General features: G+C 69.2%; 24 protein-coding genes. 18 read left to right on the top strand and 6 right to left on the bottom strand.

The annotated features are described in order from the left end of the window. Positions 1–2 precede the first annotated feature (2 nt). Together ASF21_RS14750 and ASF21_RS14745 are read left to right on the top strand one after the other, a co-directional pair. Positions 3–296 carry a F0F1 ATP synthase subunit epsilon gene (locus tag ASF21_RS14750; protein ID WP_055772985.1) on the top strand — a complete coding sequence of 98 codons (294 nt, stop codon included), beginning with the start codon at positions 3–5 and terminating at the stop codon, positions 294–296. A gap of 10 nt (positions 297–306) precedes the next feature. Then, positions 307–738, top strand: coding sequence for a DUF2550 domain-containing protein (locus ASF21_RS14745; protein ID WP_055772981.1), 432 nt, complete (start codon positions 307–309; stop codon positions 736–738). 48 nt (positions 739–786) lie between these two features. Here the strand turns inward: ASF21_RS14745 and ASF21_RS14740 are convergent, their stop codons facing one another. Both ASF21_RS14740 and nucS read right to left on the bottom strand, forming a co-directional pair. Then, positions 787–1,995: an N-acetylglucosamine-6-phosphate deacetylase gene (locus tag ASF21_RS14740; RefSeq protein WP_055772978.1), complete on the bottom strand. Its 1,209-nt coding sequence runs from the start codon at positions 1,993–1,995 to the stop codon at positions 787–789. Positions 1,996–2,082: 87 nt separating this feature from the next. Then, on the bottom strand, positions 2,083–2,778 hold the full coding sequence (gene nucS, locus ASF21_RS14735) for an endonuclease NucS (RefSeq protein ID WP_055772975.1): 696 nt from the start codon (positions 2,776–2,778) through the stop codon (positions 2,083–2,085). 82 nt (positions 2,779–2,860) lie between these two features. Between nucS and ASF21_RS14730 the strand changes: the two genes are divergently transcribed. Together ASF21_RS14730 and ASF21_RS14725 are read left to right on the top strand one after the other, a co-directional pair. After that, a complete protein-coding gene (locus tag ASF21_RS14730; RefSeq protein WP_055772972.1) occupies positions 2,861–3,184 on the top strand; it encodes a hypothetical protein in 324 nt (107 codons plus the stop codon). Between the two features lie 65 nt (positions 3,185–3,249). Then, complete coding sequence (locus ASF21_RS14725) at positions 3,250–4,065, top strand: alpha/beta hydrolase (RefSeq protein ID WP_055772968.1); 816 nt, start codon at positions 3,250–3,252, stop codon at positions 4,063–4,065. Between the two features lie 37 nt (positions 4,066–4,102). On the opposite strand, the gene ASF21_RS14720 is transcribed toward ASF21_RS14725, so the two are convergent. Next, positions 4,103–5,422 carry an AI-2E family transporter gene (locus tag ASF21_RS14720; protein ID WP_082471617.1) on the bottom strand — a complete coding sequence of 440 codons (1,320 nt, stop codon included), beginning with the start codon at positions 5,420–5,422 and terminating at the stop codon, positions 4,103–4,105. 277 nt (positions 5,423–5,699) lie between these two features. Here ASF21_RS14720 and ASF21_RS14715 point away from each other — a divergent pair, with 277 nt between their 5' ends. From ASF21_RS14715 to ASF21_RS14680, 7 genes are all read left to right on the top strand, one after another. Next, positions 5,700–7,505, top strand: a complete 1,806-nt coding sequence (locus ASF21_RS14715; protein ID WP_157365933.1) for a hypothetical protein — start codon at positions 5,700–5,702, stop codon at positions 7,503–7,505. A gap of 59 nt (positions 7,506–7,564) precedes the next feature. Beyond that, positions 7,565–8,521: a tetratricopeptide repeat protein gene (locus ASF21_RS14710; protein WP_055772963.1), complete on the top strand. Its 957-nt coding sequence runs from the start codon at positions 7,565–7,567 to the stop codon at positions 8,519–8,521. Positions 8,522–8,561: 40 nt separating this feature from the next. Continuing rightward, positions 8,562–9,674, top strand: coding sequence for an NADH:flavin oxidoreductase/NADH oxidase (locus ASF21_RS14705; RefSeq protein WP_055772960.1), 1,113 nt, complete (start codon positions 8,562–8,564; stop codon positions 9,672–9,674). A gap of 85 nt (positions 9,675–9,759) precedes the next feature. Next, entirely contained in the window at positions 9,760–10,569 is an 810-nt protein-coding gene (locus ASF21_RS14700) for an ABC transporter ATP-binding protein (protein ID WP_082471616.1), read from the top strand. Further along, on the top strand, positions 10,551–12,116 hold the full coding sequence (locus ASF21_RS14695; protein WP_055772956.1) for a hypothetical protein: 1,566 nt from the start codon (positions 10,551–10,553) through the stop codon (positions 12,114–12,116). The genes ASF21_RS14700 and ASF21_RS14695 overlap by 19 nt, the downstream gene beginning before the upstream one ends. 227 nt (positions 12,117–12,343) lie before the next feature. Next, positions 12,344–13,033, top strand: a complete 690-nt coding sequence (locus ASF21_RS16995) for a DUF6318 family protein (protein ID WP_157365932.1) — start codon at positions 12,344–12,346, stop codon at positions 13,031–13,033. Next, on the top strand, positions 13,033–14,013 hold the full coding sequence (locus tag ASF21_RS14680) for a hypothetical protein (RefSeq protein ID WP_162237555.1): 981 nt from the start codon (positions 13,033–13,035) through the stop codon (positions 14,011–14,013). The genes ASF21_RS16995 and ASF21_RS14680 overlap by 1 nt, the downstream gene beginning before the upstream one ends. A gap of 15 nt (positions 14,014–14,028) precedes the next feature. Here the strand turns inward: ASF21_RS14680 and ASF21_RS14675 are convergent, their stop codons facing one another. Next, the gene (locus ASF21_RS14675) at positions 14,029–15,225 is read right to left on the bottom strand and encodes an HNH endonuclease (RefSeq protein WP_162237554.1); all 1,197 of its coding nucleotides are present in this window, start codon (positions 15,223–15,225) and stop codon (positions 14,029–14,031) included. Positions 15,226–15,790: 565 nt separating this feature from the next. On the opposite strand from ASF21_RS14675, the gene ASF21_RS14670 reads away from it, so the two are divergent. From ASF21_RS14670 to ASF21_RS14660, 3 genes are all read left to right on the top strand, one after another. Continuing rightward, a complete protein-coding gene (locus ASF21_RS14670; protein WP_055772942.1) occupies positions 15,791–16,093 on the top strand; it encodes a DUF3039 domain-containing protein in 303 nt (100 codons plus the stop codon). A gap of 385 nt (positions 16,094–16,478) precedes the next feature. Continuing rightward, positions 16,479–17,948: an MFS transporter gene (locus ASF21_RS14665; protein ID WP_055772940.1), complete on the top strand. Its 1,470-nt coding sequence runs from the start codon at positions 16,479–16,481 to the stop codon at positions 17,946–17,948. After that, positions 17,945–19,723: a DEAD/DEAH box helicase gene (locus ASF21_RS14660; protein WP_055772936.1), complete on the top strand. Its 1,779-nt coding sequence runs from the start codon at positions 17,945–17,947 to the stop codon at positions 19,721–19,723. The genes ASF21_RS14665 and ASF21_RS14660 overlap by 4 nt, the downstream gene beginning before the upstream one ends. A 155-nt stretch (positions 19,724–19,878) precedes the next feature. On the opposite strand, the gene ASF21_RS14655 is transcribed toward ASF21_RS14660, so the two are convergent. Then, complete coding sequence (locus ASF21_RS14655) at positions 19,879–20,499, bottom strand: isochorismatase family protein (protein WP_055772933.1); 621 nt, start codon at positions 20,497–20,499, stop codon at positions 19,879–19,881. Further along, a complete protein-coding gene (locus tag ASF21_RS14650; RefSeq protein WP_268753712.1) occupies positions 20,496–21,815 on the bottom strand; it encodes a nicotinate phosphoribosyltransferase in 1,320 nt (439 codons plus the stop codon). Before ASF21_RS14650 ends, ASF21_RS14655 begins: the two co-directional genes overlap by 4 nt. A gap of 129 nt (positions 21,816–21,944) precedes the next feature. On the opposite strand from ASF21_RS14650, the gene clpS reads away from it, so the two are divergent. From clpS to ASF21_RS14630, 4 genes are all read left to right on the top strand, one after another. After that, on the top strand, positions 21,945–22,253 hold the full coding sequence (gene clpS / locus ASF21_RS17190) for an ATP-dependent Clp protease adapter ClpS (RefSeq protein WP_055772930.1): 309 nt from the start codon (positions 21,945–21,947) through the stop codon (positions 22,251–22,253). Positions 22,254–22,262: 9 nt separating this feature from the next. After that, positions 22,263–22,838, top strand: a complete 576-nt coding sequence (locus ASF21_RS14640) for a DUF2017 domain-containing protein (RefSeq protein WP_055772927.1) — start codon at positions 22,263–22,265, stop codon at positions 22,836–22,838. A gap of 84 nt (positions 22,839–22,922) precedes the next feature. Further along, positions 22,923–23,834 (top strand): glutamate racemase, encoded by a 912-nt coding sequence (gene murI / locus ASF21_RS14635; protein WP_055772924.1) that lies wholly within the window; start codon positions 22,923–22,925, stop codon positions 23,832–23,834. After that, positions 23,831–24,628 carry an MBL fold metallo-hydrolase gene (locus ASF21_RS14630; protein WP_055772921.1) on the top strand — a complete coding sequence of 266 codons (798 nt, stop codon included), beginning with the start codon at positions 23,831–23,833 and terminating at the stop codon, positions 24,626–24,628. The genes murI and ASF21_RS14630 overlap by 4 nt, the downstream gene beginning before the upstream one ends. The last annotated feature ends 88 nt before the right edge of the window (positions 24,629–24,716 follow it).

Raw genomic sequence — 24,716 nt, 5'->3', positions numbered from 1 at the left:
CGATGGCGACACACGGCGAACTCGAGGTCGAAATCGTCGCGGCCGACCACTTCGTGTGGTCGGGCGCGGCGCGCACGGTCAACGCCCGCACCGCGAACGGCCAGATCGGCATCCTGCCGGGCCACGCACCCATCCTGGCGATCCTCGAGGCAGGCGAACTGTCCGTGGAGCCTGTCAACGGTGAGCGCCTCGTGGTCGGGGTCGACGGCGGCTTCTTCTCGGTCGACTCCAACCGGGTCGTGATCGTGGCGGACAACGCCAGGGTCGGCGGTTCGGTGACTCCGGAATCCGCCTAGGATCCCGAGCGTGGAGGCTCTGGGTGTGACGTTCATCTGCCTTGCGGTCCTGTTCGGACTTCTCGTGCTTGTGATCGGCGCGTTCCTCCTCCGCCGCTATCAGCTCAACCGTGCCCTCGGCACCTTCGACGCCTCCATCCGCCTCCCTCCCCAGGGCTGGCGGGTGGGGGTTTGTCGTTATACGGACAAGCACCTGGAGTGGCTCAGCCTCCTGTCGCTGAGCCCCTTGGCACGCTTCCGCTTCCTGCGCAGCTCCCTCGAGGTCGAGGGATGGCGCCCGCCCACCGAGGCCGAGCGCGTGCGCGTGCAGCCCGGAGCGATCATCGTGCACCTCGCCTACGAGGGCGAGTCCTTCGATCTGGCGATGAAGTACGACGTGTACGCAGGCCTCTCCTCCTGGATCGAGGCCGGCCCGGTCATCGGTATCGGCACCTGGCGCTGACCGCGCGGCTCACCGGCGTCGTCGATGGCGGTGCGGAGGGCCCGACCGTCAGACCTCGAGCGGCCTGATCCACGCTCCGTTGCGCAGGACGCCCTTCAGTTCCAGGTCCTCGGTGACCACCAGCGCGTCGGCACGCAGGCCACTCCGGAGGCTCCCGACCTCGTCGGCGAGACCCAGGACCCCCGCCGGAACCGCCGTCGCCGAGCGGACCGCGTCCACGAGCCCCACGCCGGCCTGCACCGTGCAGCGCAGGACGTCGAGGAGGCTGCCCGCACCCCCGGCCAGCGCCCCCGTCGCCGTCAGCACCGCTGATCCGCCGATCACGCTCACCTCGCTGCGACCCAGACGGTAGGCGCCCGAGGTGCGGCCGGCGGCCGACGTCGAGTCGCTGACGAGACAGATGTTCTCGCAGCCCGCGATGGTGAAGGCCATCCGCACGGTCTCGGCGTGCAGGTGCACGTTGTCCGCGATCAGTTCGACGGCGATCTCCCCTGCACGGGCGCGCTGCAGGAGGAGCGGGACAGGACCGGGCGACCGGTGGTGGATGCCCGGCATCGCGTTGAACAGGTGGGTTGCCGTCGGCCTCCCGCTGAAGCCGGCGAAACCCGTCGAGGCGAGCTCCTCGTTGATGAGGTCCAGCGCGGCCGCGGTCTCCTCGGTCGAGCTGTCGGTGTGCCCGATCGACGGGATCACGCCGTGCATCACCAGCTCGTAGACGAGCACGTCGCTGCCCGGCAGCTCCGGGGCGTACGTCATGGAGGCCAGCCGGCCCCGCCCCGCGGTGACGAGCCGGGCGACATCCTCCTGGGTGGGCAGGAGGAGGAAGGCCGGATCGTGCGCTCCGTGGCGCTCCTTCGAGAGGAACGGGCCCTCGGCGTGGATACCGGCGACGAGGCCGGCCTCGGCCGCATCCGCGAGGCGGGCGAAGGCGGCCTCGAGCTCGTCGAGCGGTGCGGCGCACGTGCTGGCCAGGACCGTCGTCGAGCCACTGCGGTGCAGGTGGGCGGCCGCGGCCTCGATGTCCGCCGCCGACCCCGACGTGAAGTCCCCGCCGCCCGCGCCGTGGCAGTGCAGGTCGACGAGTCCCGGGAGGATCAGGTGGTCCTCCGGGAGGCGCGATCCTGCAGGATGCCCGTCCGCCGGGCCCACCCGAGTGATGCGCGAGCCGTCCCAGCGCAGCACGCCGTCGTCGATGATCCCCGCGTCGGTCACGAGTCGTCCGGACAGGGCATCGGAGGTTCCGTGGGGAAGGGCCATGGTCCGATTCTAGGCGGTCGCCCTTCCCGGCACCGGGGGCAGGAAAGGCTCCGTCGGGTGCGAAGCCGCGCGGGTACCGCCGGGTGGCTAGAAGAGGCGTGAGGCGCTGTCGTCCACGCCGCGCATGGCGTCGTAGTCCAGAGTGAGGCAGTCGATCCCGCGGTCGGTGGCGAGGACGCGGGCCTGCGGCTTGATCTGCTGGGCCGCGAAGACGCCGCGGACCGGCGCCATGATGGGATCCCGGTTCAGCAGTTCGAGGTACCGCGTGAGCTGCTCGACGCCGTCGATGTCGCCGCGCCGCTTGAGCTCGATGGCGACGGTCCGCCCGGCGGAATCCCGCGCGAGGATGTCGACCGGGCCGATGGCCGTCATGTACTCGCGGCGGATCAGCGTGAACCCGGCACCGAGGAGTTCGATCTGCTCGGCGAGGAGGCGCTGGAGGTCGGCCTCGACGCCGTCCTTGACGAGGCCGGGATCGACGCCGAGGTCGTGGGAGGAGTCGTGGAGCTGCTCACGGATGCTGATGACGAGCCTGTCGTCGCTCTTGCCGTGCTGGACGGTCCAGACCTCGGTGATGCCCTCGGCGCGGTCGGCGTCGTCCGGAGCCGTCACGCGCAGCGTCGCGGGCGGGCTCATCCAGTTCAACGGCTTGTAGGAGCCGCCGTCCGAGTGCACCAGGACGGAGCCGTCGGACTTCACCACGAGGAGTCGCGTGGCCAGGGGGAGGTGGGCGCGGAGGCGGCCGACGTAGTCGACGGAGCAGCGGGCTATGACAAGACGCACGACGAAGACTCTACCGTCCGGAGCGCCGTGGCCCCCGCAGGGCCGGAGCGGGCGGGTACGGTCCGGATGGCAGACTGGGAGGGTGCCCCGTTCCAACCGACCGAACCGCCCGCGCGGGTCCTCCCGGCCCAAGTGGGCCGCCCCGCCGGAGCTGGACCTCGAACGTGCCCGGGCGGGCCTGCCCCAGCGCGAGTCGGCGCCCGACGGCGACTGGTCCATCCGGCGGATCACGGAGCGGAACGCCGCGAAGACCTACACGTGCCCGGGCTGCAACTCGTTCATCCTGCCCGGGATCGCCCACCTCGTGGTCTGGCGGGAGGACTCGTTCTTCGGGACCGAGGCAGCCCTGGCCGACCGCCGCCACTGGCACGTCCGGTGCTGGCAGACGCGCAGCTTCCGGTACTGAGGCGCCCGCCCCGGCCCCGGATCCGTGACGGGCGGCGACGGTCCGCGCCCGCCTAGACTGGACGGATGGCCAGCAGCGACACTCCCGAGTACACCTTCACGACGAGCGGTGCGGAGATCGAGATCCGGGCCTCGACGGTCCTGCCCGCCGATCGCCGGAACATCGAGCTGCGGACGGCCGACGGGCTCACGCTGGTGGGGGAGTACGCCGCTCCTGCCGGGGGCCGGGCACCGAAGGCCACGCTCGTCACCCTGCACCCCCTGCCGACGCACGGCGGCTTCATGGACTCGCACGTCTACAGGAAGGCGTCCTTCCGCCTCCCGGCCCTCGCGGACATCGCCGTCCTGCGGTTCAACACCCGCGGTACCTGCTCGCCGAGGGGCTGCAGCGACGGAGCGTTCGACGGCGGGGACGGCGAGCGGCTCGACCTCCAGGCCGCCGTCGACTGGGCCGTCGCCGAGGGCCTGCACCATATCTGGCTCGTCGGCTGGTCCTTCGGCACCGAGCTGTGCCTCAAGTACGGGGCGCAGGATCCGGTGGCCGAGCTCATCGAGGGCGCCATCCTGCTCTCCCCTCCGCTGCACCGCGCCGGCGACGCCGATCTCGACACCTGGGCCGCGAGCGGGCTGCCGCTGAAGGTCCTCGTCCCCGAGTTCGACGACTACCTCGTGCCCGAGGACGCCGCGGTACGGTTCGCCCGGGTACCGCAGGCGGACGTCACGGGTATCGACGGCGCCAAGCACCTGTGGGTGGGGGAGAAGTACGCGGCCCGCGCGCTCGACGAGATCGTCGCCGTCGTGCGTCCGGACGTAGCCGTTCCGCTGCCGGCCCGGTGGACGGGGCCGGCCGCCGTCGCGCCCTCGCCCGTCACCTCCCGCTGACCAGAGCCCGACCGGCCCGCCGGCGGATCGGTCGCTGCTACTGGCTGTCCTGCCGCGCGATGAAGACCTCCTTGAGGAGCAGCATGACGGCCGCGGCGGTGGGGATGGCGATCAGGGCGCCGAGCACGCCCAGGAGGCTTCCGCCGGCGATGACCGCGATGACCGCGACGGCACCCGGGACCGCGACGGCGCGCTGCATGATGCGGGGCGAGATGAAGTAGGCCTCGAACTGGAGGTAGGCGACGTAGGGGATGGCGAACAGCAGGGCCGTGTGCCAGCCGACGGTCAGGGCGATCAGGCTCACGAGGACCGCGGCGATGGTCCCGCCGACCAGCGGGATGAAGGCCAGGAGCGCGACGACGAAGGCGAGGAGGACCGAGAAGGGGACGTCCGCGATGGACATCACGATGAAGGCGAAGGTCCCGTTGAGGAGGGCGACGCAGGCCTGTCCGATCACGTACATGCCGACGCTGCGCGTGATCTCCTCGGACAGCACCTCGACCCGCGGCCTGCGCGACCTCGGAGCCAGGCGGTACGCCCATTTCTTCATCCCCGGCAGCGAGGCGAGGAAGTAGAGCGCGAGGACGAGGACCACGAGGGTGCCGAAGAGTCCGTTGAGGATGACCGACCCGACGCCCAGTACCCCACCGAAGATCCCGCCGACGGCTTCGCTGTTCGCGAAGAACCGGTCGATCTCGGAGCTGACGCGGTCGCGCAGCTGGAACTGGGCGTCGAGGGTGGTGAAGAACTCCGAGCTGAGGAAGTCGTCGGCGTAGCCCGGCGCGCGGTCCACGATCTGTGAGGTCTGGCTGACGATCGTCGGGATCAGGAGCGCGAAGAAGCCGGCGACGATCCCCACGAGGATCGAGAGGGCCACCGCGATTCCTGCGGGACGCGGGACGTGCTTCGTCTCGAGCCAGCGGACGATCGGGTCCAGCCCCAGGGCGATGAACAGCGCGGCGCCGATCCAGACGAGCAGCTCGCCCACGTTGGTGATGATGAAGAAGGCCAGCAGGGCGAGACCGACGCCGACGCTCATCATGAAGCCGAAGTGGATGGGGTGGGAGCGCATGCTGCGGGGATACGCACCGCCGAACTTGAGCCGCTCATCGCTCAGGGCCACGTCGGGGTCGACGGCGACGGGACCGCGGTCGACCTCCGGCGGGAACTCGAAGCGCGGACGGGGTTGCGCCGAAGGCAGTGACCGGCGGGCGAGGGAGAACAGCGATCGCAGGGTGGACGGCGGGGCGGTCGGGGTCGCGGGCCGCTCCGCGGTGGGCGATGCCTCCACGCCGGTGGCGACGGACTCGGGCCGGGGAAGCGGCTGATCGAGTGGGACGTCCTGGTGGTCTGTCAACGAAGAGCTCTGCTTTCACGTGAGCGGTGCCTCCACCGCGGTCTAGCGAAACCCTAACAGTCGGGCATCGCCGCGGAGGTGCTTGACGCGGGCACCGCAGCCGGGCCGAGCGAGCATCTCCCGGGGTGAGGCACCGCACATGCCCGGCGGACCCGGACAGAACTTCGTTACCATTGGGTGATCATTCCTGAGCAGGTCACGGGCTGCATGCCGGACCGCCAGAGCGGAGGGGGCCACGTGGTCCGCCGTAACGGACGACGATAGGCAATCAGTGCGCGTGAAGACAGCAGTTCCGATCATCGTGGCAGGGCTCCTGCTGATGCTCCTGGGCATCGGGCAGCGGACGGTGTGGGCACCCGCGGAGACCGTGACGGCGAGCGTCGCGCAGGATGCGCAGGCCGCCCCGGTCACCGTGATCGAGCCGGGTGCACGCGGAAGTGCCGACGGAGCCGTCGAGGTGACGGTGACCGCGGACGGTCCGTTCACGCTCGCGGTCGGCAGGACGTCCGACGTCGAGGCGTGGGTGGGCGAGGCGGCCCACCTGGAGGTCACCGGCGTCAGTGAGGACACCCTGTCCAGCGAGCGGATCGACGGCGAGGAGACGGTGCCCGATCCGAGCGGGAGCGACCTGTGGATCAGCGAGGAGCCCGGGGACGGGACTCTGACCTACCGCTGGAGCGAGCCCCTCGAGGGTGACTGGTCGATCCTCCTCGCGGCGGACGGTGAGGCACCTGCACCCACCGAGGTGTCCGTCACGCGCCCCAATGACCGATCCACGCCCTTCGCCCTGCCCCTGATCATCGGCGGTGCGCTCGTCGTCGTGCTCGGGATCGCCCTGCTCTTCATCGCGCCGCGTTCCGACCGGAGCGGAGGTTCGCGAGGCAACGGCCGCGAGCCCGTCGAGGGGACGAGGGCCTACGCGCGACGCCACGGACTGGCCGGGGTGACGGGCGCCGCCCCGTTCGCCGCCGCACCCACAGCCGTCGTCGTCGCGGGCCTTGTCGGCGCCGGATCGTTCCTGGGGATCGCCCCTGGCGTGGCGACGACGTCGCCGTCGCCGTCGGCCCCGTCCGGCGCGTCGAGCAGTCCCTCAGCTTCTGCCGCTCCCTCCGCCTCGGCCTCCGCCTCTCCCTCGGCCTCGGCCGAGCCGACGTCCGTCCAGGGCGGCGCACCCTCGGCCGGAAGTGACGCGAGTGGACCCCCGGTCGTGCTCGAGAGCCAGCTGGAGCGCATCCTCGGCTCGGTCGCCTCGACCGTCGCGGACGCCGACGCCGCATCCGATGCCGACCGCCTGGAGCCCCGTGTCGCAGGAGCCGCGCTGGAGCTCCGCACCGCCTCCTACGCAGTGGCAGCGAAGGACGCCAAGGCGACGGCGCCCGTCCCGGTCGCCGATGCACCGCTGCTGCTCCAGATGATCCCGACCGGTACGGAATGGCCGCGGACCGTCGTGGCGCTGACGCAGGGTGACGACAACCCGGTGCCGCAGGCGCTCCTGCTGGTGCAGGAGACACCCCGGGACAACTACCGGCTGATGTCCGCGGTGCAGATGCTCCCGGGCAGCACCTTCCCCTCGGCACCTGCGCCCGGAGCCACCGGGTCCGTGCCCCTGGACACTGCAGGGGCGCTCGCCACGGCTCCGCAGGCCGCCGTCGACTCCATCGCCGATTTCCTCACGAAGCCCTCGGGAGCCAACGCCGAGACATTCGAGGAGAATTCCTTCGCCGAGGCCATTACGGAGTTCCAGTCCGGCGTCGTCGCGGACCCGGGCAACAAGGCCGCCAAGATCACCTTCACGCACGCCGCGGAGGAGGACGGGACCCATGCCCTCCTGACCGGAGACGGCGGTGCGATGGTCTTCGGATATCTCACCCACACCTACACCAGCCTTCCGAAGGGCGAGGGTGACACGATCGACCTCAAGGGGACCGTGTACCAGGCCCTCACCGGGAAGGCCGTCAGCACCAAGGGGATCGACGTCAACTACGGCGAGGCGGTCATGATGTACGTACCCCCGGCCGGCAGCGATGACAAGATCCGTGTCATCGGTGCCGCGCAGCAGCTGGTATCCGCCACCCTGCGCTGACGCACCCCGAGCCCGTAGAACCATCCACCACCAGCAGTCCGCCAGAGAGAGGCAGAGCATTGTCCACACCAGCACAGCGGGGCGGAATGCCGCCGTCGAGCATGAACCTGCGGGGAGCGGTGGACCTGTCCGCCCTGAAGGCGCGCGCGGATGCGGCGGCACGACCCGCCCCGGCACGTCCTGCGTCCGACGCCCCGAGTCCCTATGTGGTCGAGGTGACGGAGCAGACCTTCCCGCAGCTCGTGCAGCTCTCGTCCCAGGTGCCCGTCGTCGTGAACCTCCGCGCCACCTGGAGCGACCAGTCCAACCAGGTCACCGCGGTGCTCGAGGCGGCAACCGTGGCGGCCGACGGCACCATGCTGCTCGCGAACGTCGATCTGCAGGCGCAGCCGCAGATCGCCCAGGCCTTCCAGGCGCAGGGCGCACCGACCGTCGTCGCCGTGGTCAAGGGCCAGCCGGTCCCGCTGTTCGAGGGCGCACTGCCCGAACAGCAGATCCTCGCCTACCTCGACGAGCTGATGAAGGTCGCCGAAGCGAACGGGGTGACCGGGAGCCTCAACGACGGTTCACAGCCTGCACCGGCCGAGGCCGAGGAGCCGCCGCTGCCACCACTGCACCAGGCGGCCTTCGACGCGATCGAGGAGGGCGACTACCCGACGGCGGCAGCGGCCTACCGCCGCGCGCTCGCGGAGCAGCCCGCGGACGCCGATGCCAAGGCCGGGCTCGCGCAGGTCGAGCTGATGCAGCGCGTGCAGCATCTCGACGCCGCGGACGTGCGCCGGCGCGGGGCGGACAGTCCCGACGACGTGCAGGCCCAGCTCGCGGTCGCCGACCTGGACCTGACGGGCGGGCACGTCGAGGACGCATTGCAGCGCGTGATCACCTTCATCGGCCGGACCGCCGGAGAGGACAGGGAGACGGCACGCAAACGGCTTCTCGACCTGTTCGACGTCGTGGGCGTGACGGACCCGCGCGTCGTCAAGGCTCGGGGTGCCCTCGCGCGCGCCCTCTTCTAGCACCCGATCACATTTACCGAGACCTCCCGCGAAGGACGCCATGACCCACGCCGCCACGCCGACCGGCACCGCCGGCCTCTTCGATCCCATCACCCTCCGATCGCTCGAGCTTCCGCATCGGGGCTGGGTCGCGGCCATGTGCCAGTACTCGTGCGACCCCGCGGTCGCTCCCGGTGTCCCCACCGACTGGCACCTCGTCCACCTCGGCCAGTTCGCCACCGGCGGCGCCGCCCTGATCATCACGGAGGCGGCCGCCGTCAGCCACGAGGGCATGATCAGCCCGCGCGACGCCGGGATCTGGACGCAGGAGCAGGCCGATGCGTGGCGCAGGATCAACGACTTCGTCCACGAGCACAGCGCCGTGGGGACGAAGACGGCCATCCAGCTGGCCCACGCGGGGCGCAAGGCGTCCACCTACTGGCCCTTCAGCGGCAGGCGCAACTCGGTTCCCGCGGCCGAGGGCGGCTGGGAGACCGTCGGCCCGACCGACGAGGCGTTCGGGTCGTACGCCGCGCCCCGGGCGATGACCGAGGAGGACATCGCGAAGGTCATCGCCGACTTCGGCGCCGCGGCGGTGCGGGCCGTCGATGCAGGCTTCGACACCATGGAGATCCACGCGGCCCACGGCTACCTACTGCACCAGTTCCTCTCGCCCCTGGTCAACACCCGGACGGACGGGTGGGGTGGATCGGAAGAGGCCCGCTTCCGTCTGACGCTCGAGGTGGTCCGCGAGGTGCGGCGGGTCATCCCGGAGACCATGCCGCTGCTGCTGCGCATCTCGGCCTCCGACTGGAGCGACGGCGGGATCGACGGTGCGGTCTCGGCGAGGCTCGCGACGCGTGCGGCGGAGGAGGGCGTGGACTTCGTCGACGTCTCCTCGGGCGGCGCGGTCCCGGCAGCCACGATCCCCGTCGGGCCGGGCTACCAGGTGGCGCTGGCCGAAGAGGTACGCGGCTCCGGTGTCCCCACCGGTGCCGTCGGACTGATCAGCGACGCGCGCCAGGCGGACGCCGTCGTCCGCGAGGACCGTGCCGACGTCGTGCTGATCGCGCGGGCGGCATTGCGTGATCCGCACTGGTGGATGCGTGCGGCCCACGAGCTGGGCCACGAGCTCGTGCCCGCGCCGCAGTACGAGCGGGCCGGAGCGTTCTGACCCGGCGCCCCGGCAGCGGAACCGGGTCCGCTTCTCCTCCTTTGGGATGACGAGTGGGCCGCGCACGCGTTGCTAGCGTGGATCCATGAGCTCCCTCGTGCCTCCTCCGTCCGATGAGAACAATCCCGAGGCGAAGGCCGGCACAGCGGCGCTGAGCATCCGCGGTCTCGCCAAGCGGTTCGGCGAGAAGATCGCCGTCAACGGTGTCGACCTCGAGGTCCCGTCCGGTTCCTTCTACGGGCTGGTGGGCCCCAACGGCGCCGGCAAGACCACGACGCTCTCGATGGCGACCGGCCTCCTCCGTCCGGACTACGGGCAGGCGCTCGTCCACGGCGTGGACGTCTGGGGCCAGCCGCTCGAGGCGAAGAAGCTGATGGGCATCCTGCCCGACGGCGTCCGCCTGTTCGACCGACTCACGGGAGAACAGCTCGTGACCTACGCCGGCCTCCTGCGGGGGATGGACCGGGACACCGTGGTCGAGCGGACGGGGGACCTCCTGCGGGCGCTCGACCTCACGCAGGATGCCGGGACGCTGGTGGTCGACTACTCCGCCGGCATGACGAAGAAGATCGCCCTCGCCTCCGCGCTCATCCATGCACCGAAGCTCCTCGTCCTCGACGAGCCGTTCGAATCCGTCGATCCGGTGTCGGCGGCGAACATCCGCGACATACTCAGCGGGTACGTGCGGTCCGGCGGGTCCGTGATCGTCTCGAGCCACGTGATGGACCTGGTGCAGCGCATGTGTGATCACGTCGCGGTTATCGCCGCCGGGACCGTGCTCGCGGCCGGGACGATCGACGAGGTCCGGGGAGACGGCTCCCTCGAGGACCGTTTCGTGGAACTCGTCGGCGGGCGTACGACGTCGGAAGGCCTGTCATGGTTGCGGACCTCCTGAGACTGAAGCTCCTCCTGCTGCGCAACTCCTTCCGACGCAGCACCGCTCAGCTCGTCGGGGTGATCCTCGGCGGACTGTACGGCCTCGGTATCCTCGGCTTCATCGTCGTCGGCCTGGTGCTCCTCGGCTCGGCCGACCTCGAGCTCATCCGCACCATCCTGGTGATCGGCGGTTCGGCGACAGTTCTCGGCTGGATCATCATCCCGATCGCCGCGACCGGCATCGACATGACGCTGGACCCCGCGCGATTCGTCACGTTCGCCATCCCGATGCGCCAACTCCTCGCCGGGCTGGTGCTCGGTGGCGTGGCCGGGATCCCCGGCATCATCACGCTCATCGCGAGCCTCGCGCAGGTGCTGACCTGGATCCGCTACCCCGCAGCGGCGGCCATGGCGCTGGTCTGTGCGCTGATCGCCGTCCTGCTCTGCGTGGTGGCGTCCCGACTCGTGACGACGGCGGTGTCCTCGATGACCGGGTCCCGGCGTTTCAAGGACGTCAACGGGATCGTCGCCTTCATCCCGCTGCTCTTCCTCGGGCCCATCATCGGTGGCGTGACCGCAGGGTTCCAGAACTCGCCCGGCTTCGCCGCGAAGCTCGCCGATGTGCTGGCCTGGACCCCGCTCGGCGCCCTGTGGGCAGCGCCGGCGGACGTCGCCGCCGGCGCTCCGGGACTCGGCGTCGTCCGGCTCCTCATCGGAGCCGGCACGCTGGCGTTGTTCGTCCTCCTGTGGAGCCGCAGCCTCAGCCACGCCCTGGTGACGCCGCCGTACAACGCGGTCGCCAAACGGGCCGGCGGCAACCTCGGGTTCCTCGGGCGATTCCCGGCGACGCCGGCGGGCGCCGTGGCAGCGCGGGCGCTGACGTACTGGTTCAGGGACCCCCGGTACTTCGCGTCCCTGGTGGTGATCCCGTTCATCGCCGTTCTGCTCTTCTTCTCCGGCGGGACGACCGGAGGCGCGTTCGCCTTCCTCGGGCCCATCACGGCGTTCCTGATGGCCTGGTCCATCTCCGCCGACATCTCCTACGACAACACGGCGTTCAGCCTGCATCTCTCCACCGGTATCCGCGGGCGGGACGACCGCCTGGGCAGGGCAGTGGCGCTGCTGGTGTTCGCGGTGCCGATCACGCTGGTCTTCACGGTCGTCCCGCTCGTGATCGCGGGACGGATCGGCGATCTGCCGGCGATGCTCGGACTCTCGCTGGGACTGCTCCTCACGGGGGCGGGACTGTCCAGCATCGTCTCCGCAAGGTACACCTACAACGTGCCGTTGCCGGGGGAGAGCGCCTTCAAGACGCCGCCCGGGACCAACTTCATGATGGTCGCGGTGCAGTTCATCGGCTGGTTCGTGATGCTCGTGCTGGCGCTGCCGGAGATCGTCCTCGCGATCGTGTACCTCGTCAGCGGCGATGCCCTGTTCGGGTGGCTCGCGCTGGCGGTAGGGGTGGTGCTGGGCGGTGTGCTGCTCGTGGTCGGTCTACGGGTCGGCGGCCGCTGGTACGACCGGCGTGCTCCTGAGCTGCTGCTGGCGGTGTCGGCGAACCGTTGAGTGCTCGTCGCCGATGTTGGTGACGTTGCTGTTGCTGTTGCTGACGTTGCTGACGTTGCTGACGTTGCTGTTGCTGTTGCTGACGTTGCTGACGTTGCTGTTGGCACGCGGCTCCAGAGGCTCCCCGGTCTCCGGCTGGCGCCGGTTGTGCATAACGGAGGGGTGGAAAAGCGCCACGCTATGCTGTTGGGCATTCGAGTGCCGGGCGAGTGCGATGGAGGAGTCCCGTGGTCTTTGTTCGTACGGACGGCCAGAGACTCGGGCGTGTAGCTGCGGCGCTGGCCGGCGGTGCTGTGGCGGTCATGCTGCTGTCCGGTTGTCAGGGCGACACCGAGCCGACTCCCACGGCGGCTCCTTCCGCGCCGCAGGCCTCAGCCTCGGCAACCACGACGGGTGACGTACCCACCGCTTCACCGACCGCCGTGGCGACGCCTCGGCCTTCTCCTGCCTCGTCCGCCGGCCCCGCGACCAATCTGCCGGTTCCAGTCAAACCGGCACTTGCCGATGAGAACACGGCAGCGGGCCTCGAGGCCTTCACCAAGTACTGGTTCGAGCTGTTGAGCTACTCCTACTTAACGAACGAGTGGAGTCATTTCGATCGCGAGACTGACCCCGCATGTCGAACTTGCACGAGCATAAGGTCAGCGGTAAACGAGCTTTACGATCAAGGACGATGGTTAAGCGGAGCGGAAGTTACCGTGTCGTCTTTTAATACGACTTTCGAGTTGACGACCAGCGGATCGATTACTGCGTACGTCGAGAATCAACAATCAGAGATCACCTACTTCGACAAGGATGGGACGGTTGCTCGTTCTGTTCCCGCTCAGAACCCGCCAGCCTTCGACGTGGTTAATGCTGTATTCGATCAGGGCAGCTGGTTGATGCTCGACTACGGCGCTCCGGAGGGTACGGAGTAGTGAAGAGAATCTCAGCAGAGACAGCGATACTTTCATTTGCTTTCATATCCGTCTTTCTCGCTCTGGCGCCAGCGGTAGCGTCTGACGCAGAGCCTTTCCCGATTGTAGAGACTTCAGGTAACAATTTTACGGGAACCAACCATTCGAAGACTGTCAAGCCCGGTGCGCCGAAGGTGGCGAGTCTGCCGGCCGACGTAGGCGAGCCGAAACTTGTTGCTTTGCCCCAAAGCACCGGAATCGAGTACATATACGAGCGTGCTTGTACCGCCGCGACCGGCGACGCCTTGAATCCTGCTACCTGCCCCACGATGAATGCTCAGTGCGACGCTCAAGAGGGCGGCGTGCTCGTGAACTGGATCGAGGTCAACAGCAACGTGCAGCCTGCATCGCAGACGCCGACCGGACGCTCGTCGTGCATGTATCCCGGCGCGCCTCCTGAGCCTCCGGTCGAAGGAACGGCGGCTCCCGCGGCCGAGGAGGCACCGATCGTCATCACGCTCGAGGAGTTCCAGAAGCAGCCTGTCGTCGCTGCGACGATCATCTCGCAGCCCCTGAACTTCGGACTGAAGAACGCCCATTCCAACATCTATGCCGAGGCTACCGAGCAGGAGTTCATCTTCGACTTCCAGGAGGCGACCATCGTGCTCAAAGCCCGGCCCGTCTCGTACGAATGGTCCTACGGCGACGGAACAAGCCTGACGACCTCGGTCCCCGGTGGGCCGGTTGAAGGCGATGCTTTCGATACCCAGACCCCGACGAGTCACCAGTATGCGGAGACCGGCGACTTCCAACTCACGCTGACCACATTGTTCGCGGGGGACTACTCGGTGGACGGCGGTCCTTTCCAGCCCGTGGCGGGCGAAGCCGCCGTGGTCTCGGAGCCGCACCTGATGAGCATCTGGCGCACACAGGGCAACAGTGTGAGCGAGAACTGCATCGAGAACCCCATCGGGATCGGCTGCGAGGCCCCGATCCGCTGATATCGACTGACGGATTCAGGCGAGAAGAGGATCGACCGCGTCGACGTACGTGTTGTTGGCGGGCGAGTGCGCCGTCACTGTTCCTGCCTCGTCCTGCGAGTAGCGCCAGATGCCCTCGGACTTCAGGCGGTGGTGTTTGCGGCACAGATGGGCGAGATTCGTGTGGTCCGTGCGCCCTTCCTGGGACCAAGGCGTGGTGTGGTCGAGTTCGCAGCGGGAAGCAGGCGTGGTGCAGCCCGGATGTCTGCAGGTCTGGTCGCGCACGCGCAGCCATCGCTTGAGGTCAGCGGGAACCGCATAGCTGCTACGACCGACGCTCAGGACAGCCCCTGATTCCGGGTGCGTCAGGAGACGGGTGAACGACGGGGCATGCGCCGCCAGCCGCCGGGCGACAGTCGCCGGGATGGGCCCGTAGCCCTCGAGATCGGCCGGAGTGTCATCGACACCCAGAAGTGTCAGGACCGGCACGGTCACGTTGATGTGGGCACGGACATGGGACTGCCCCTGAATCTGTCCGGCGTCGCCGCAATGCTCTGCACATCCGAGCACGGCATCCGACATGGTCCCGGAGGAATCCCTGCTGACGGTCCCGGTCGGAGCACTGGAATGACCGGCCCCTGGTGTCCCTGCTCCAACTCGGGCACTCACGTCTCCGGGTGTGCAGGCGCCAGTCGCGGAGTGGTGATGGTGCGTGACGAGGAGCAGACGGGTGAGGGTGTCTGCACGCAGGTTCGGGAGGGTGCGCGACTCCTGCGGTGCCTGCTGCTGCCGGGAAAGACGAGTGAGTTGCGCGTCGATGGCGGAGGCATCGGCCGCCGGGAGGTAGGCGTGGAGCCAGGCCATGGCGTCGTCCGCAGGCTCGAAGTCGACACGGCGGTGATGGGCAGCCGCGCGGGCGCGGTCATCGAGGTGTTCCGGGTGCAAGCGGGTACGTAGGCGCCGGGCGCGATACGCGAGGCGGGAGACCGTGGTGGCCTCCGCAACGGGGAGGAGGGAGCGCTCCATCTCCTGGGCTGTGGCATGGGGCAGCCCGGCGTACTCGTGCAGCAGGGCGGTGGTGTGGGACCACGAGATCGTGCCTGAGCGGAGCGCACGGAGAGTTTCGGGATGATGGTTCGTCAGGACTGCCGCATGGTAGACGAGCCGATGTGCCGTGCGTTCGGAGATGCGAAGCAGGCACGCGATCTCGGTGGCGGTTGTCGTGTCGGCCAAGTTGCTCCGTCGTTCGATGCGCACGCCAGGATTGGCAGACCCGGCGTCCACGGGGCCGCTCGGACCGCCTGTCCTGAACGCTGTCTTCGGTTCTGCTGAGCCGAGCGCAGACGTTACGCCGTCGACTATGGTTCTCGACGCTGCTCGACTGCGACTGAATGACGTTGCTGCGAAGGACTGAAGTTGAGCGCGGTGTTCGAACAGCGCTCGCATACGTTCGACCGAGCAGGCAATCTCCGCGTCGATACGAGCTTTCTCGGAATTCAAGGCGAGGAGAAGAGCGGAGATCTGCTCGAGCTCCTTCAGGTCCTCCGAATTCGTGTTCATGCTCTACTATCCCTTCTCCCACCGACATTCCTGCGAGGAGGACCGTGCTCAATCAGGGGCCCACTCTTTCTACGCCGATGTCGTTCGGGCGCGGTTGCTCAATACGAGACCGCCGGAAAGATCGAACAGCGGACGTTTGAAGAGGCGCGCCCCCGGAGCTACCCGGAGCCGCCGAGAACCGCTCGGACGCGAGTTCGCTCCATCTGACCGCTGGGAGCCTGAGCGATAGACTGGAGCCATGACGATGCCTCCCGACCCCTTCGCAAATGATCCCTCCGACGCGGGTATGGGCGGTTCGACCGCCACGCTCGAACGCGAGGAACTCCAGCAGGAAGTCGAGCCCGGAGATGCCGAGCGGTTCGCCCACTACGTCCGCAAGGAGAAGATCATGGAATCCGCCTTCACTGGCGAACCCGTGATCGCCCTGTGTGGAAAGGTGTGGACGCCCGGTCGCGATCCCGAGAAGTTCCCGGTCTGCCCCGAGTGCAAGGAGATTTACAACGGGCTCCGACCCGGTGGGGACGACAAGCCCAAGAAGTAATGCCTGTGGGAGCAAGACGAGAGCCGCTGGTCCAGCGGATAGTGCTCCGGTAGTCACCCGGCGACGACGTCTGAGCCGGACTCGATTCGGGTCCAGCGCCCCAGCCAGTGACCGCTCAGCACCTGGTTGATGACCGTCAGGGTAGGGCGAGACGACGGTTCTGAACAGGCCGACGTCGGTCCGAAACAGGCCGGCGACGGTCCCATCACAGGTCGATGGGGTGAGAACTACCGGTCGACGACGAGTTCCAGGACATCGGGAACGCGTCGTCGAAAGCGCGCACGGACCGACTGCTACGTCTCGGAGCCTGAGGCCGGCCGCACCAGGGCAGGACCTCTACCGGGCCGGGTGACAGCACATATCCACAACCAGCAGAACAGGTGCCATGAGCAAGGCCAACGGCAAGACCCCGGGTGACGGCAAGAGCACGCAGCCAGGAGCGATGTCCCCCGAGCTGCGCCCGCTCACCATCGGCATCCTCGCGATCATCACCTGCGCCGCTTTCGAGGCGATGGCGGTGGTGACCGCGATGCCGTCGGTCGCGCGCGAGCTCTCGGGGGAATCGAGCTACGGCCTGGCCTTCTCGATGTACCTCACCGCATCCCTGCTCGGCACCGTGGTCGCAGGCTCCTGGTGTGACCGCAGGGGACCGCGTCCGGCGTTGGCCGTGGGCATGGCCCTCATGATCCTCGGACTCCTGGCAGCGGGAGCCGCCCCCGTGTTCTGGCTCGTGACGGTGGGCCGCGCGATCTCCGGCCTCGGCGGCGGATTCATGATCGTCGCCGTCTACGTGGTCATCGGCAGGTCCTTCCCGCAGCAGGCACAACCCGTGGTGTTCGGCTGGCTGGCCGCGGCCTGGGTCCTTCCGGCGCTGATCGGACCCGTGGTCTCCGGTTTCGTGACCGAGCAGTTCGGCTGGCGCTGGGTTTTCCTCGGGGTGGCTCCCGTGGTCCTCGCCGCCGTGATCATCGTCTGGCCGAAGACCAGGCAGCTCGGACCCATCGGAGCGCCCGAGGCCGGCTCGGCGAGGGCACGCACCCTGCGCGGCCTGGCGCTCGCCGGTGGGGTCTTCGCCGCCCAGTGGGCCGTGGTCCGTCTTGCCGACACGGAAGCTCCCGCCGCCGGACTGGTCGCCGGACTGGTGTCGCTCGCCCTGGCGAGCATCGTCGTCGTCCTCCTGGTCCTCCCCGCGCTCCTGCCGCCGGGTACCCTCGTCCTCGCGCGCGGCCTGCCGAGTGTCATCGCCACGCGCGGGCTCGTGAACGTGGCGTTCTTCGGTACCGAGGCCTTCATCCCGCTGATGCTGGTGAGCTCACGGGACATCAGTGCCGGCACCGCGGGCCTGACGCTGAGTGCCGGGGCGCTCGGGTGGAGTGCGGGCTCCTTCGTGCAGGCGCGCGTGACGTTCGAGCGCGGCTGGCTCCTCGTCGCCGGCTCCTCGATCCTGTCGCTGAGCCTCGGCGGCTTCGCGCTCGCGACGGCGGTCGAAGCGCCGCTCTGGGTGCTCGCCGTCGTCTGGAGTCTCTCCGGATTCGCGATGGGCATGACGCTCTCCAGCACGTCCGTCCTGGTCCTGAAGCTCTCGCCGACCACCGAGCAGGGCCGGAACTCCGCTGCCCTCCAGATCTCCGACCAGCTCGGCGGAGTGGTCGGCACGGCGGGTGCCGGAGCACTGTTCGCCCTCCTGCACGACGACGGGAATCCGGGACACGTGCCCACGTTCGTTGCGATCTGGCTGGCTCTGTGGGTGTCCACGGCAGCAGGTATAGTTTCGGGTCTGAGAGGGGCCAGGGCATCGGATGCCGCCCCCACCTCGACCCCCAGCAAGTCAATGGAAGGTACTGTCCCGGCGTGAGTAATGACACCCTGTTCGGTGCCGGCGCAGCCCTGCCCCCCGCCTACCCGGAACGTGCGGCCTGGGGTACGGCTCCCAAGCTGCGCCAGTGGCAGAGCGAAGCGCTGGAGAAGTACTTCACCGACTCGCCGAGCGATTTCCTCGCCGTGGCAACTCCCGGCGCGGGCAAGACGACCTTCGCACTCCGCGTGGCCACCGAACTCGTGGACCGCGGGATCGTCAACCGGATCACCGTCGTCGCCCCGACCGACCACCTCAAGCGCCAGTGGGCCGACGCCGCCGCACGCGTGGGTCTCGCGATCGACCCGAACTTCAAGAACGCCGACGGCCGCCACGGCGGGTCCTTCATCGGCGTCGCCGTGACCTACGCGCAGGTGGCGAGCAAACCGATGCTCCACCGCGCCAAGACCGAGGCCGCCCGCACGCTCGTCATCCTCGACGAGATCCACCACGGCGGCGACGCCCTCTCGTGGGGCGACGGCATCCGGGAGGCCTTCGAACCGGCAGCGCGCCGGCTCGCCCTCACCGGGACGCCCTTCCGATCCGACACGGCAGCCATCCCGTTCGTCGAGTACGTCGAGGACCGCGACGGCATCCGCCGCTCGAAGGCCGACTACACCTATGGGTACGGCCAGGCGCTGAGGGACCACGTGGTGCGCCCGGTCATGTTCATGGCGTACTCGGGCCAGATGCGCTGGCGCACCAGCGCCGGCGAGGAGATGGCGGCCTCCCTGGGGGAGGCCGCGGTCACGAAGGACATCACGGCGCAGGCGTGGCGGACGGCGCTCAACCCGGCCGGCGAGTGGATCCCCGCGGTCCTCGCCGCCGCGGACAAGCGGCTCACCGAGGTGCGCCGCACGGTGCACGACGCCGGCGGGCTGGTCATCGCGACGGACCACGACGACGCCCGCGCGTACGCGGGACAGCTCAAGCGCATCACCGGCGAGTCCCCGACGGTCATCCTGTCCGACGACGCGAAGGCGTCGTCGAAGATCGAGGAGTTCTCCGAGGGCGACAAGCGGTGGATGGTCGCCGTCCGCATGGTGTCCGAGGGCGTTGACGTCCCCCGGCTCGCGGTCGGCGTCTATGCCACCTCCACCGCGACGCCGCTGTTCTTCGCCCAGGCAGTGGGGCGCTACGTCCGTGCCCGGCGGAGGGGCGAGACCGCGTCGATCTTCCTTCCGTCGGTGCCCAACCTGATGGCCCTCGCCAACCAGCTCGAGCTGGAGCGTGACCACGCGCTGGACCGTCCGGAGAAGGACGACGAGGGCTTCGGCCTCGAGGACGGCCTCATGGAGGCGGCGAACCGCGAGGACAAGGCCTCCGATTCGCTGATGAAGCAGAAGTTCGAGGCGTTAGAGTCGCAGGCCTCCTTCGACCGCGTCCTGTTCGACGGTGGCGAGTTCGGCACGGGCGGTGAGATGGGAAGCGAGGACGAACAGGACTTCCTGGGCATCCCGGGGCTCCTCGACGCCGACCAGGTGGGGCAGTTGCTGCGCCAGCGCCAGCACGAGCAGCAGTCGCGCCGGAAAGCCAGGCGGCCTGCTGCGGCGGCTGCGGAACCGCTCGTCGTCGATCACCGCCAGCTCACCGAACTGCGGGGTCAGCTGGCGAAGAACGTCTCGGCCTGGGCCGCTCGCACGGGTATGCCCCACGGCCAGGTCCACACGGAGCTGCGGCGGCAATGCGGCGGCCCCGCCGTCGCCCAGGCCAATGAGGACCAGCTGCAGCGGCGCCTGCAGAAACTGCAGGACTGGTTCATCGGCAAGAAGTAGGGCGGGCAGGAGACGGCCCGCCGCCTGAGGGAGGCCGGTCGAAGGTGGCTCGCACACACAGCGCTGTCACCGAGGGAAGACCGGCCGCCCAGGAAGGCCCGCGAGACGACGGAAGGCCGGGCTGCAGCAGCCCGGCCTTCCTGCGTTCTCAGTTGTCAGCGCGCCAGCTCGACACCGGCTGATTCCAGTTCGTCGAGGACGCCGTCGGTCCGCTCGGCGTGCACGCCCTTCGTGAGCCCGGTCAGCAGGGTGACGGCGTAACCGGCCTGGAGCGCGTCGAGAGCCGTCGCCCGCACGCAGTAGTCGGTCGCGAGTCCCGCGACGGCGACCTCGTCGACCTCGTGGTCGCGCAGCCAGTCGTCCAGCGTCATCGGGTCGTCGTCGCTCTCGGCGGCCCCGCCCAGCTTCTGCTCGCCCGTGGGCACTTCGTCGTCGGGGGCCTTGACGCCCTCGAAGCCCGAATAGGCCGCCTCGAACTGGCCCTTGCGGAACACGGCGTCGATGCTCTCGGTGTCGAGGTCGTGATGGAAGTCGGAGCCCTTGGTGTCCGCGACGCAGTGGATCGGCCAGGAGCCGACGAAGTCGGGGGCCTCCGAGAAGTGCGCGCCCGGATCGATGTGCCAGTCCTGCGTCGCCACGATGTAGTCGTAGGAGCCCGCCTGCTCGTCGATGTGGTCGCTGATGTCGGCCGCGACCTGGGCGCCGCCCTGCACGGCGAGCGTGCCGCCCTCGCAGAAGTCGTTCTGCACGTCCACGATGATCAGTGCGCGTGTCATGCTGATGCCTCCTCGTACTCGGTGGGGATGACGGGTTCGCCGCGCTGAAGGCGCAGCACGGCTCCGGGCAGCTCCGCGATGGAGTGCGCGTGGCGCTCGGCTGCGCGCGTGACCGCCTCCGGGCCGGTCCAGCCCGGGAGGACGACGCCGTCCCTGACGAACTCCTGGATGAGCGGGCGGTCGTTGCCGTCGTCGGCCGGCGTCAGGCCGATGCCGACCACCTCGACCTGCGCGGTGCCGTGCTCGTCGAGACGGCGGAGCGCGTGCTTGATGCCGCCCACGGAGACCTTGTTCTTCGCGGCCTTCGCCACCGGGACGAACGTGCCGTCGTCGTCCTGGCGGCTGACCAGCTTGTAGACCATGCCCGCGGTCGGAGCGCCGGAGCCCGTGACGAGCGACGTCCCGACACCGTAGGAGTCCACGGGTGCGGAGGCGAGGAGGCCGATGGCGAACTCGTCGAGATCCGAGGTGACGACGATCCGGGTCGAGTGGTTACCGAGGTCGTCGAGCAACTGGCGGACCCAGCGTGCCTGGGCCACGAGGTCACCGGAGTCGAGCCGGACGGCTCCGAGCTCCGGTCCGGCCACCTCGACCGCGGTGCGCACACCCTGCTCGACGTCGTACGTGTCCACCAGCAGGGAGGTGCTCCTGCCGAGCGACGCGACCTGCGCCTCGAACGCCGCGCGCTCCGAATCATGCAGCAGCGTGAAGGAGTGGGCGGCGGTGCCGACCGTCGGGAGGCCGTAGCGCCGCCCGGCCTCCAGGTTGGACGTGCTGGCGAATCCGCCGATGATGGCTGCCCGGGCCGCCGCGACCGCGGACTCCTCGTGCGTGCGGCGCGAGCCCATCTCGATACACGGACGCCCGGCGGACGCACCCGTCATGCGGGAGGCGGCCGAGGCGATCGCGCTGTCGTGGTTGAGGATGGACAGGATGAGCGTCTCGAGGATGCAGGCCTCGGCGAACGTCGACTCCACCGTGAGGATGGGGGAGTTGGGGAAGAAGGCCTCTCCCTCCGCGTAGCCCGAGATGGAGCCCGTGAAGCGGAAGTCCGCCAGCCACGCGAGCGTGGTGTCGTCGACGATCCCGCGATCCGAGAGGAAGGCCAGCTGGGCGTCGTCGAACCGGAAGGTGGACAGCGCCTCCAGGAGCCGCCCGGTTCCGGCGACCACGCCGTAGCGGCGACCGGCCGGGAGGCGGCGTGCGAAGGCCTCGAAGACGGACCGGCGGTGTGCGGCTCCGGAATGGAGGGAGGCCTGCAGCATGGTGAGTTCGTACTGGTCGGTGAACAGGGCGCTGTTCGGCGCATTCACCAGGGCGTGTGCCGGCGGGGCGGCGGGCGGATCGGTGCTCAGGGCGTCAGTCACCCTCAGAACGATAGCCGGGCGTCCGCTGTGGGAGTACCCGGCCACGGGGCGTCGGTGCCGCGACCTAGAATGAACCCTATGACAGTAGGCTTTGCCACCGGTACCGATACCGAGGAAAAGGTTCGGACGGACGAGAAGACCGATCTGGGCCAGCCCTGGGTCGTGGTGGTCTGGAATGATCCCGTGAACCTGATGAGCTACGTGAGCTACGTGTTCCAGTCCTACTTCGGCTATTCGGAGGCCAAGGCCCGCACCCTCATGCTCGAGGTGCACGAGGAGGGACGCTCCGCCGTCGTCTCCGGCACCCGGGAGAAGGTGGAGCAGGACACCGTGGCCCTCCACTCCTATGGTCTCTGGGCCACCTTCGAAAAAGCCGGAAGCGAGTAGTCCCACCCCATGGCTAAAGCCTTCAAATCGACGCGCCGTGGAATCACCGGTGCGCTGGAGCCCGGGGAGGCTCGCCTCCTCGGTGCCCTGCTCGACGACGTCGTGACCATGCTCGAGCCCGACACGGCGCCGAGTGAGGATCCGCTGGCCGCCCTGGTCGGCATGTCGGGAGCCGACGCCGAGGCGACGGCTCCCGACGACTCCGCGGTCCGCCGCCTCCTGCCCGACGCCGTCCGGGGCGACGACGACGAGGCCCTCGCCTTCCGCCGCCTGACGGAACGCTCACTGCGCGAGCAGAAGATCGGAGCCCTCAGGGGGAGCGCGCTGCTCATCGAGTCCAGCCCCATGACCCTGAACGACGAACAGGCGAGGCTGCTGGCGCAGGCACTGAACGACGTGCGACTGGTCCTCGCGGACCGGCTGTCCATCGAGTCGGAGGAGGACGCCGAGCGCCTCCACGACATCGCCGACTCCAAGGACGTGGACGACGTCGAGTCCTACCTGGCGCTCGTGTACAACTTCGTCACCTGGCTGCAGGAGTCCCTCGTCCAGGCCATGCTGAAGGCCGCGCGGCTCGATCGCTGAGCCCGGGGCGATGGTCTGCCTGTGACAAACCCCACGGATCGGCGCGTGGTGTTCACGGGCAGGACGCCATACTCTCGGAGGATCATGAGTCCAGATCGAGCGAACACCGACCGCAGCGAAGCGCCCATCGGCATCTTCGACTCCGGCGTCGGCGGACTGACCGTCGCGAGAGCGGTCATCGACCAGCTTCCCCACGAATCCATCATGTACGTCGGTGACACGGCGAGCGGTCCGTACGGTCCGCTGCCCATCGCGCGCGTCCGCGCCCACGCACTCGGCGTCATGGACGAGCTCGTGGACTCCGGGGTCAAGCTGCTGGTCATCGCCTGCAACTCGGCATCCGCGGCCGTGCTGCGCGACGCCCGGGAGCGCTACACCGAGCGGTACGGCATCCCCGTCATCGAGGTCATCCAGCCCGCCGTCCGGCGCGCGGTCGCGTCGACGAGATCGGGCCGGATCGGCGTGATCGGCACGTCGGCCACCGTCGGCTCCCGCGCCTACGACGACACCTTCGCCGCCGCTCCACACCTTGAGGTCACCTCCGTGGCCTGCCCCTCGTTCGTCGAGTTCGTCGAGGCGGGCATCACCGGTGGGCCCGCGCTGCTGCGCACGGCCGAGGAGTACCTCGCGCCGCTGAAGGATGCCGGGATCGACACCCTCGTGCTCGGCTGCACCCACTATCCCTTCCTGACGGGCGTCATCTCCTACGTCATGGGCGACGACGTCACGCTCGTCTCCAGCGCCGAGGAGACGGCGAAGGACGTCTACCGGGCGCTCGTGTCCCACGGGCTGGAACGCGACAGCACGGAGACCGCCGTCCACCGGTTTATCGCGACGGGTGATGCCGCGAGCTTCGAGGTCCTGGCCCGGCGGTTCCTCGGTCCCGAGGTGCTGTCGGTGCAGCACGTGGACCATGTCGCAGCCCAGTACCCGACCGGCAGCCTGGCGCGCATCACCCCCGAGATGATCGCCGCCGCCGGCTTCCCGCGCGCATGAAGCTCACCATCGTCGGGTGCAGTGGTTCGTTCCCCGGCCCGCAGTCGCCGGCCTCCTGCTATCTGCTGAGCGCCGAGTGGCAGGGCCGTACGTGGCGCATCCTGCTGGACCTCGGCAACGGCTCCCTCGGCGCCCTCCAGCGGTACATGGACCTCCGCGAGATCGACGGGGTGTTCCTCTCCCACCTGCACCCCGACCACTGCATGGACCTCTGCGGACTGCATGTCGCCGTGCACTGGGATCCCTCGGGCTGGGGCATGCCGCGCATCCCCGTCTGGGGTCCGGCGGCGACGGCCGACCGCATGGCCAGCGCCTACGGGCTCGACCCCGATCCGGGGATGCACGAGGATTTCGACTTCCGTTCCTGGACCGACCGTGCGCCCGTCACGGTGGGTCCGTTCACCGTGACACCGTTCCGGGTGCTGCACCCCATCGACGAGGCCTATGCGCTGCGGGTCGAGGTCGCGGAGACCGACGCCGGCGGCAGCCCGCGGGCGCACGTCCTCACCTACTCGGGGGACACCGACGCCTGCGAGGGCCTCGTCGACGCCGCGCGTGACGCGGACATCTTCCTGTGCGAGGCCGCCTTCCACGAGGGGCGGGACGACGCCATCACGGGTGTCCACCTCACGGGCAAGCGGGCGGGCGACGTCGCCACCCGGGCCTCGGCGAAGCGCCTGCTGCTCACCCACCTGCCGGTCTGGAACGACGCCAACCTCGCGGTGAGCGAGGCGCGTGAGAGTTACGACGGCCATCTCGCCGTCGCCGTCGCGGGCGTGTCCTACACGGTCTGAGGAGTCCCGTCCGGCCCGGTCACCGCCCGGGCGCTCCTGCCTGCGGATCGGGGGAGAGGGGCGTCCGGATCACCGCAGCTCCCACCGT

This window comes from Arthrobacter sp. Leaf234 (assembly GCF_001422665.1).
Lineage (GTDB): Bacteria > Actinomycetota > Actinomycetes > Actinomycetales > Micrococcaceae > Arthrobacter_D.
This window is presented reverse-complemented; position numbering and strand designations above follow the sequence as displayed.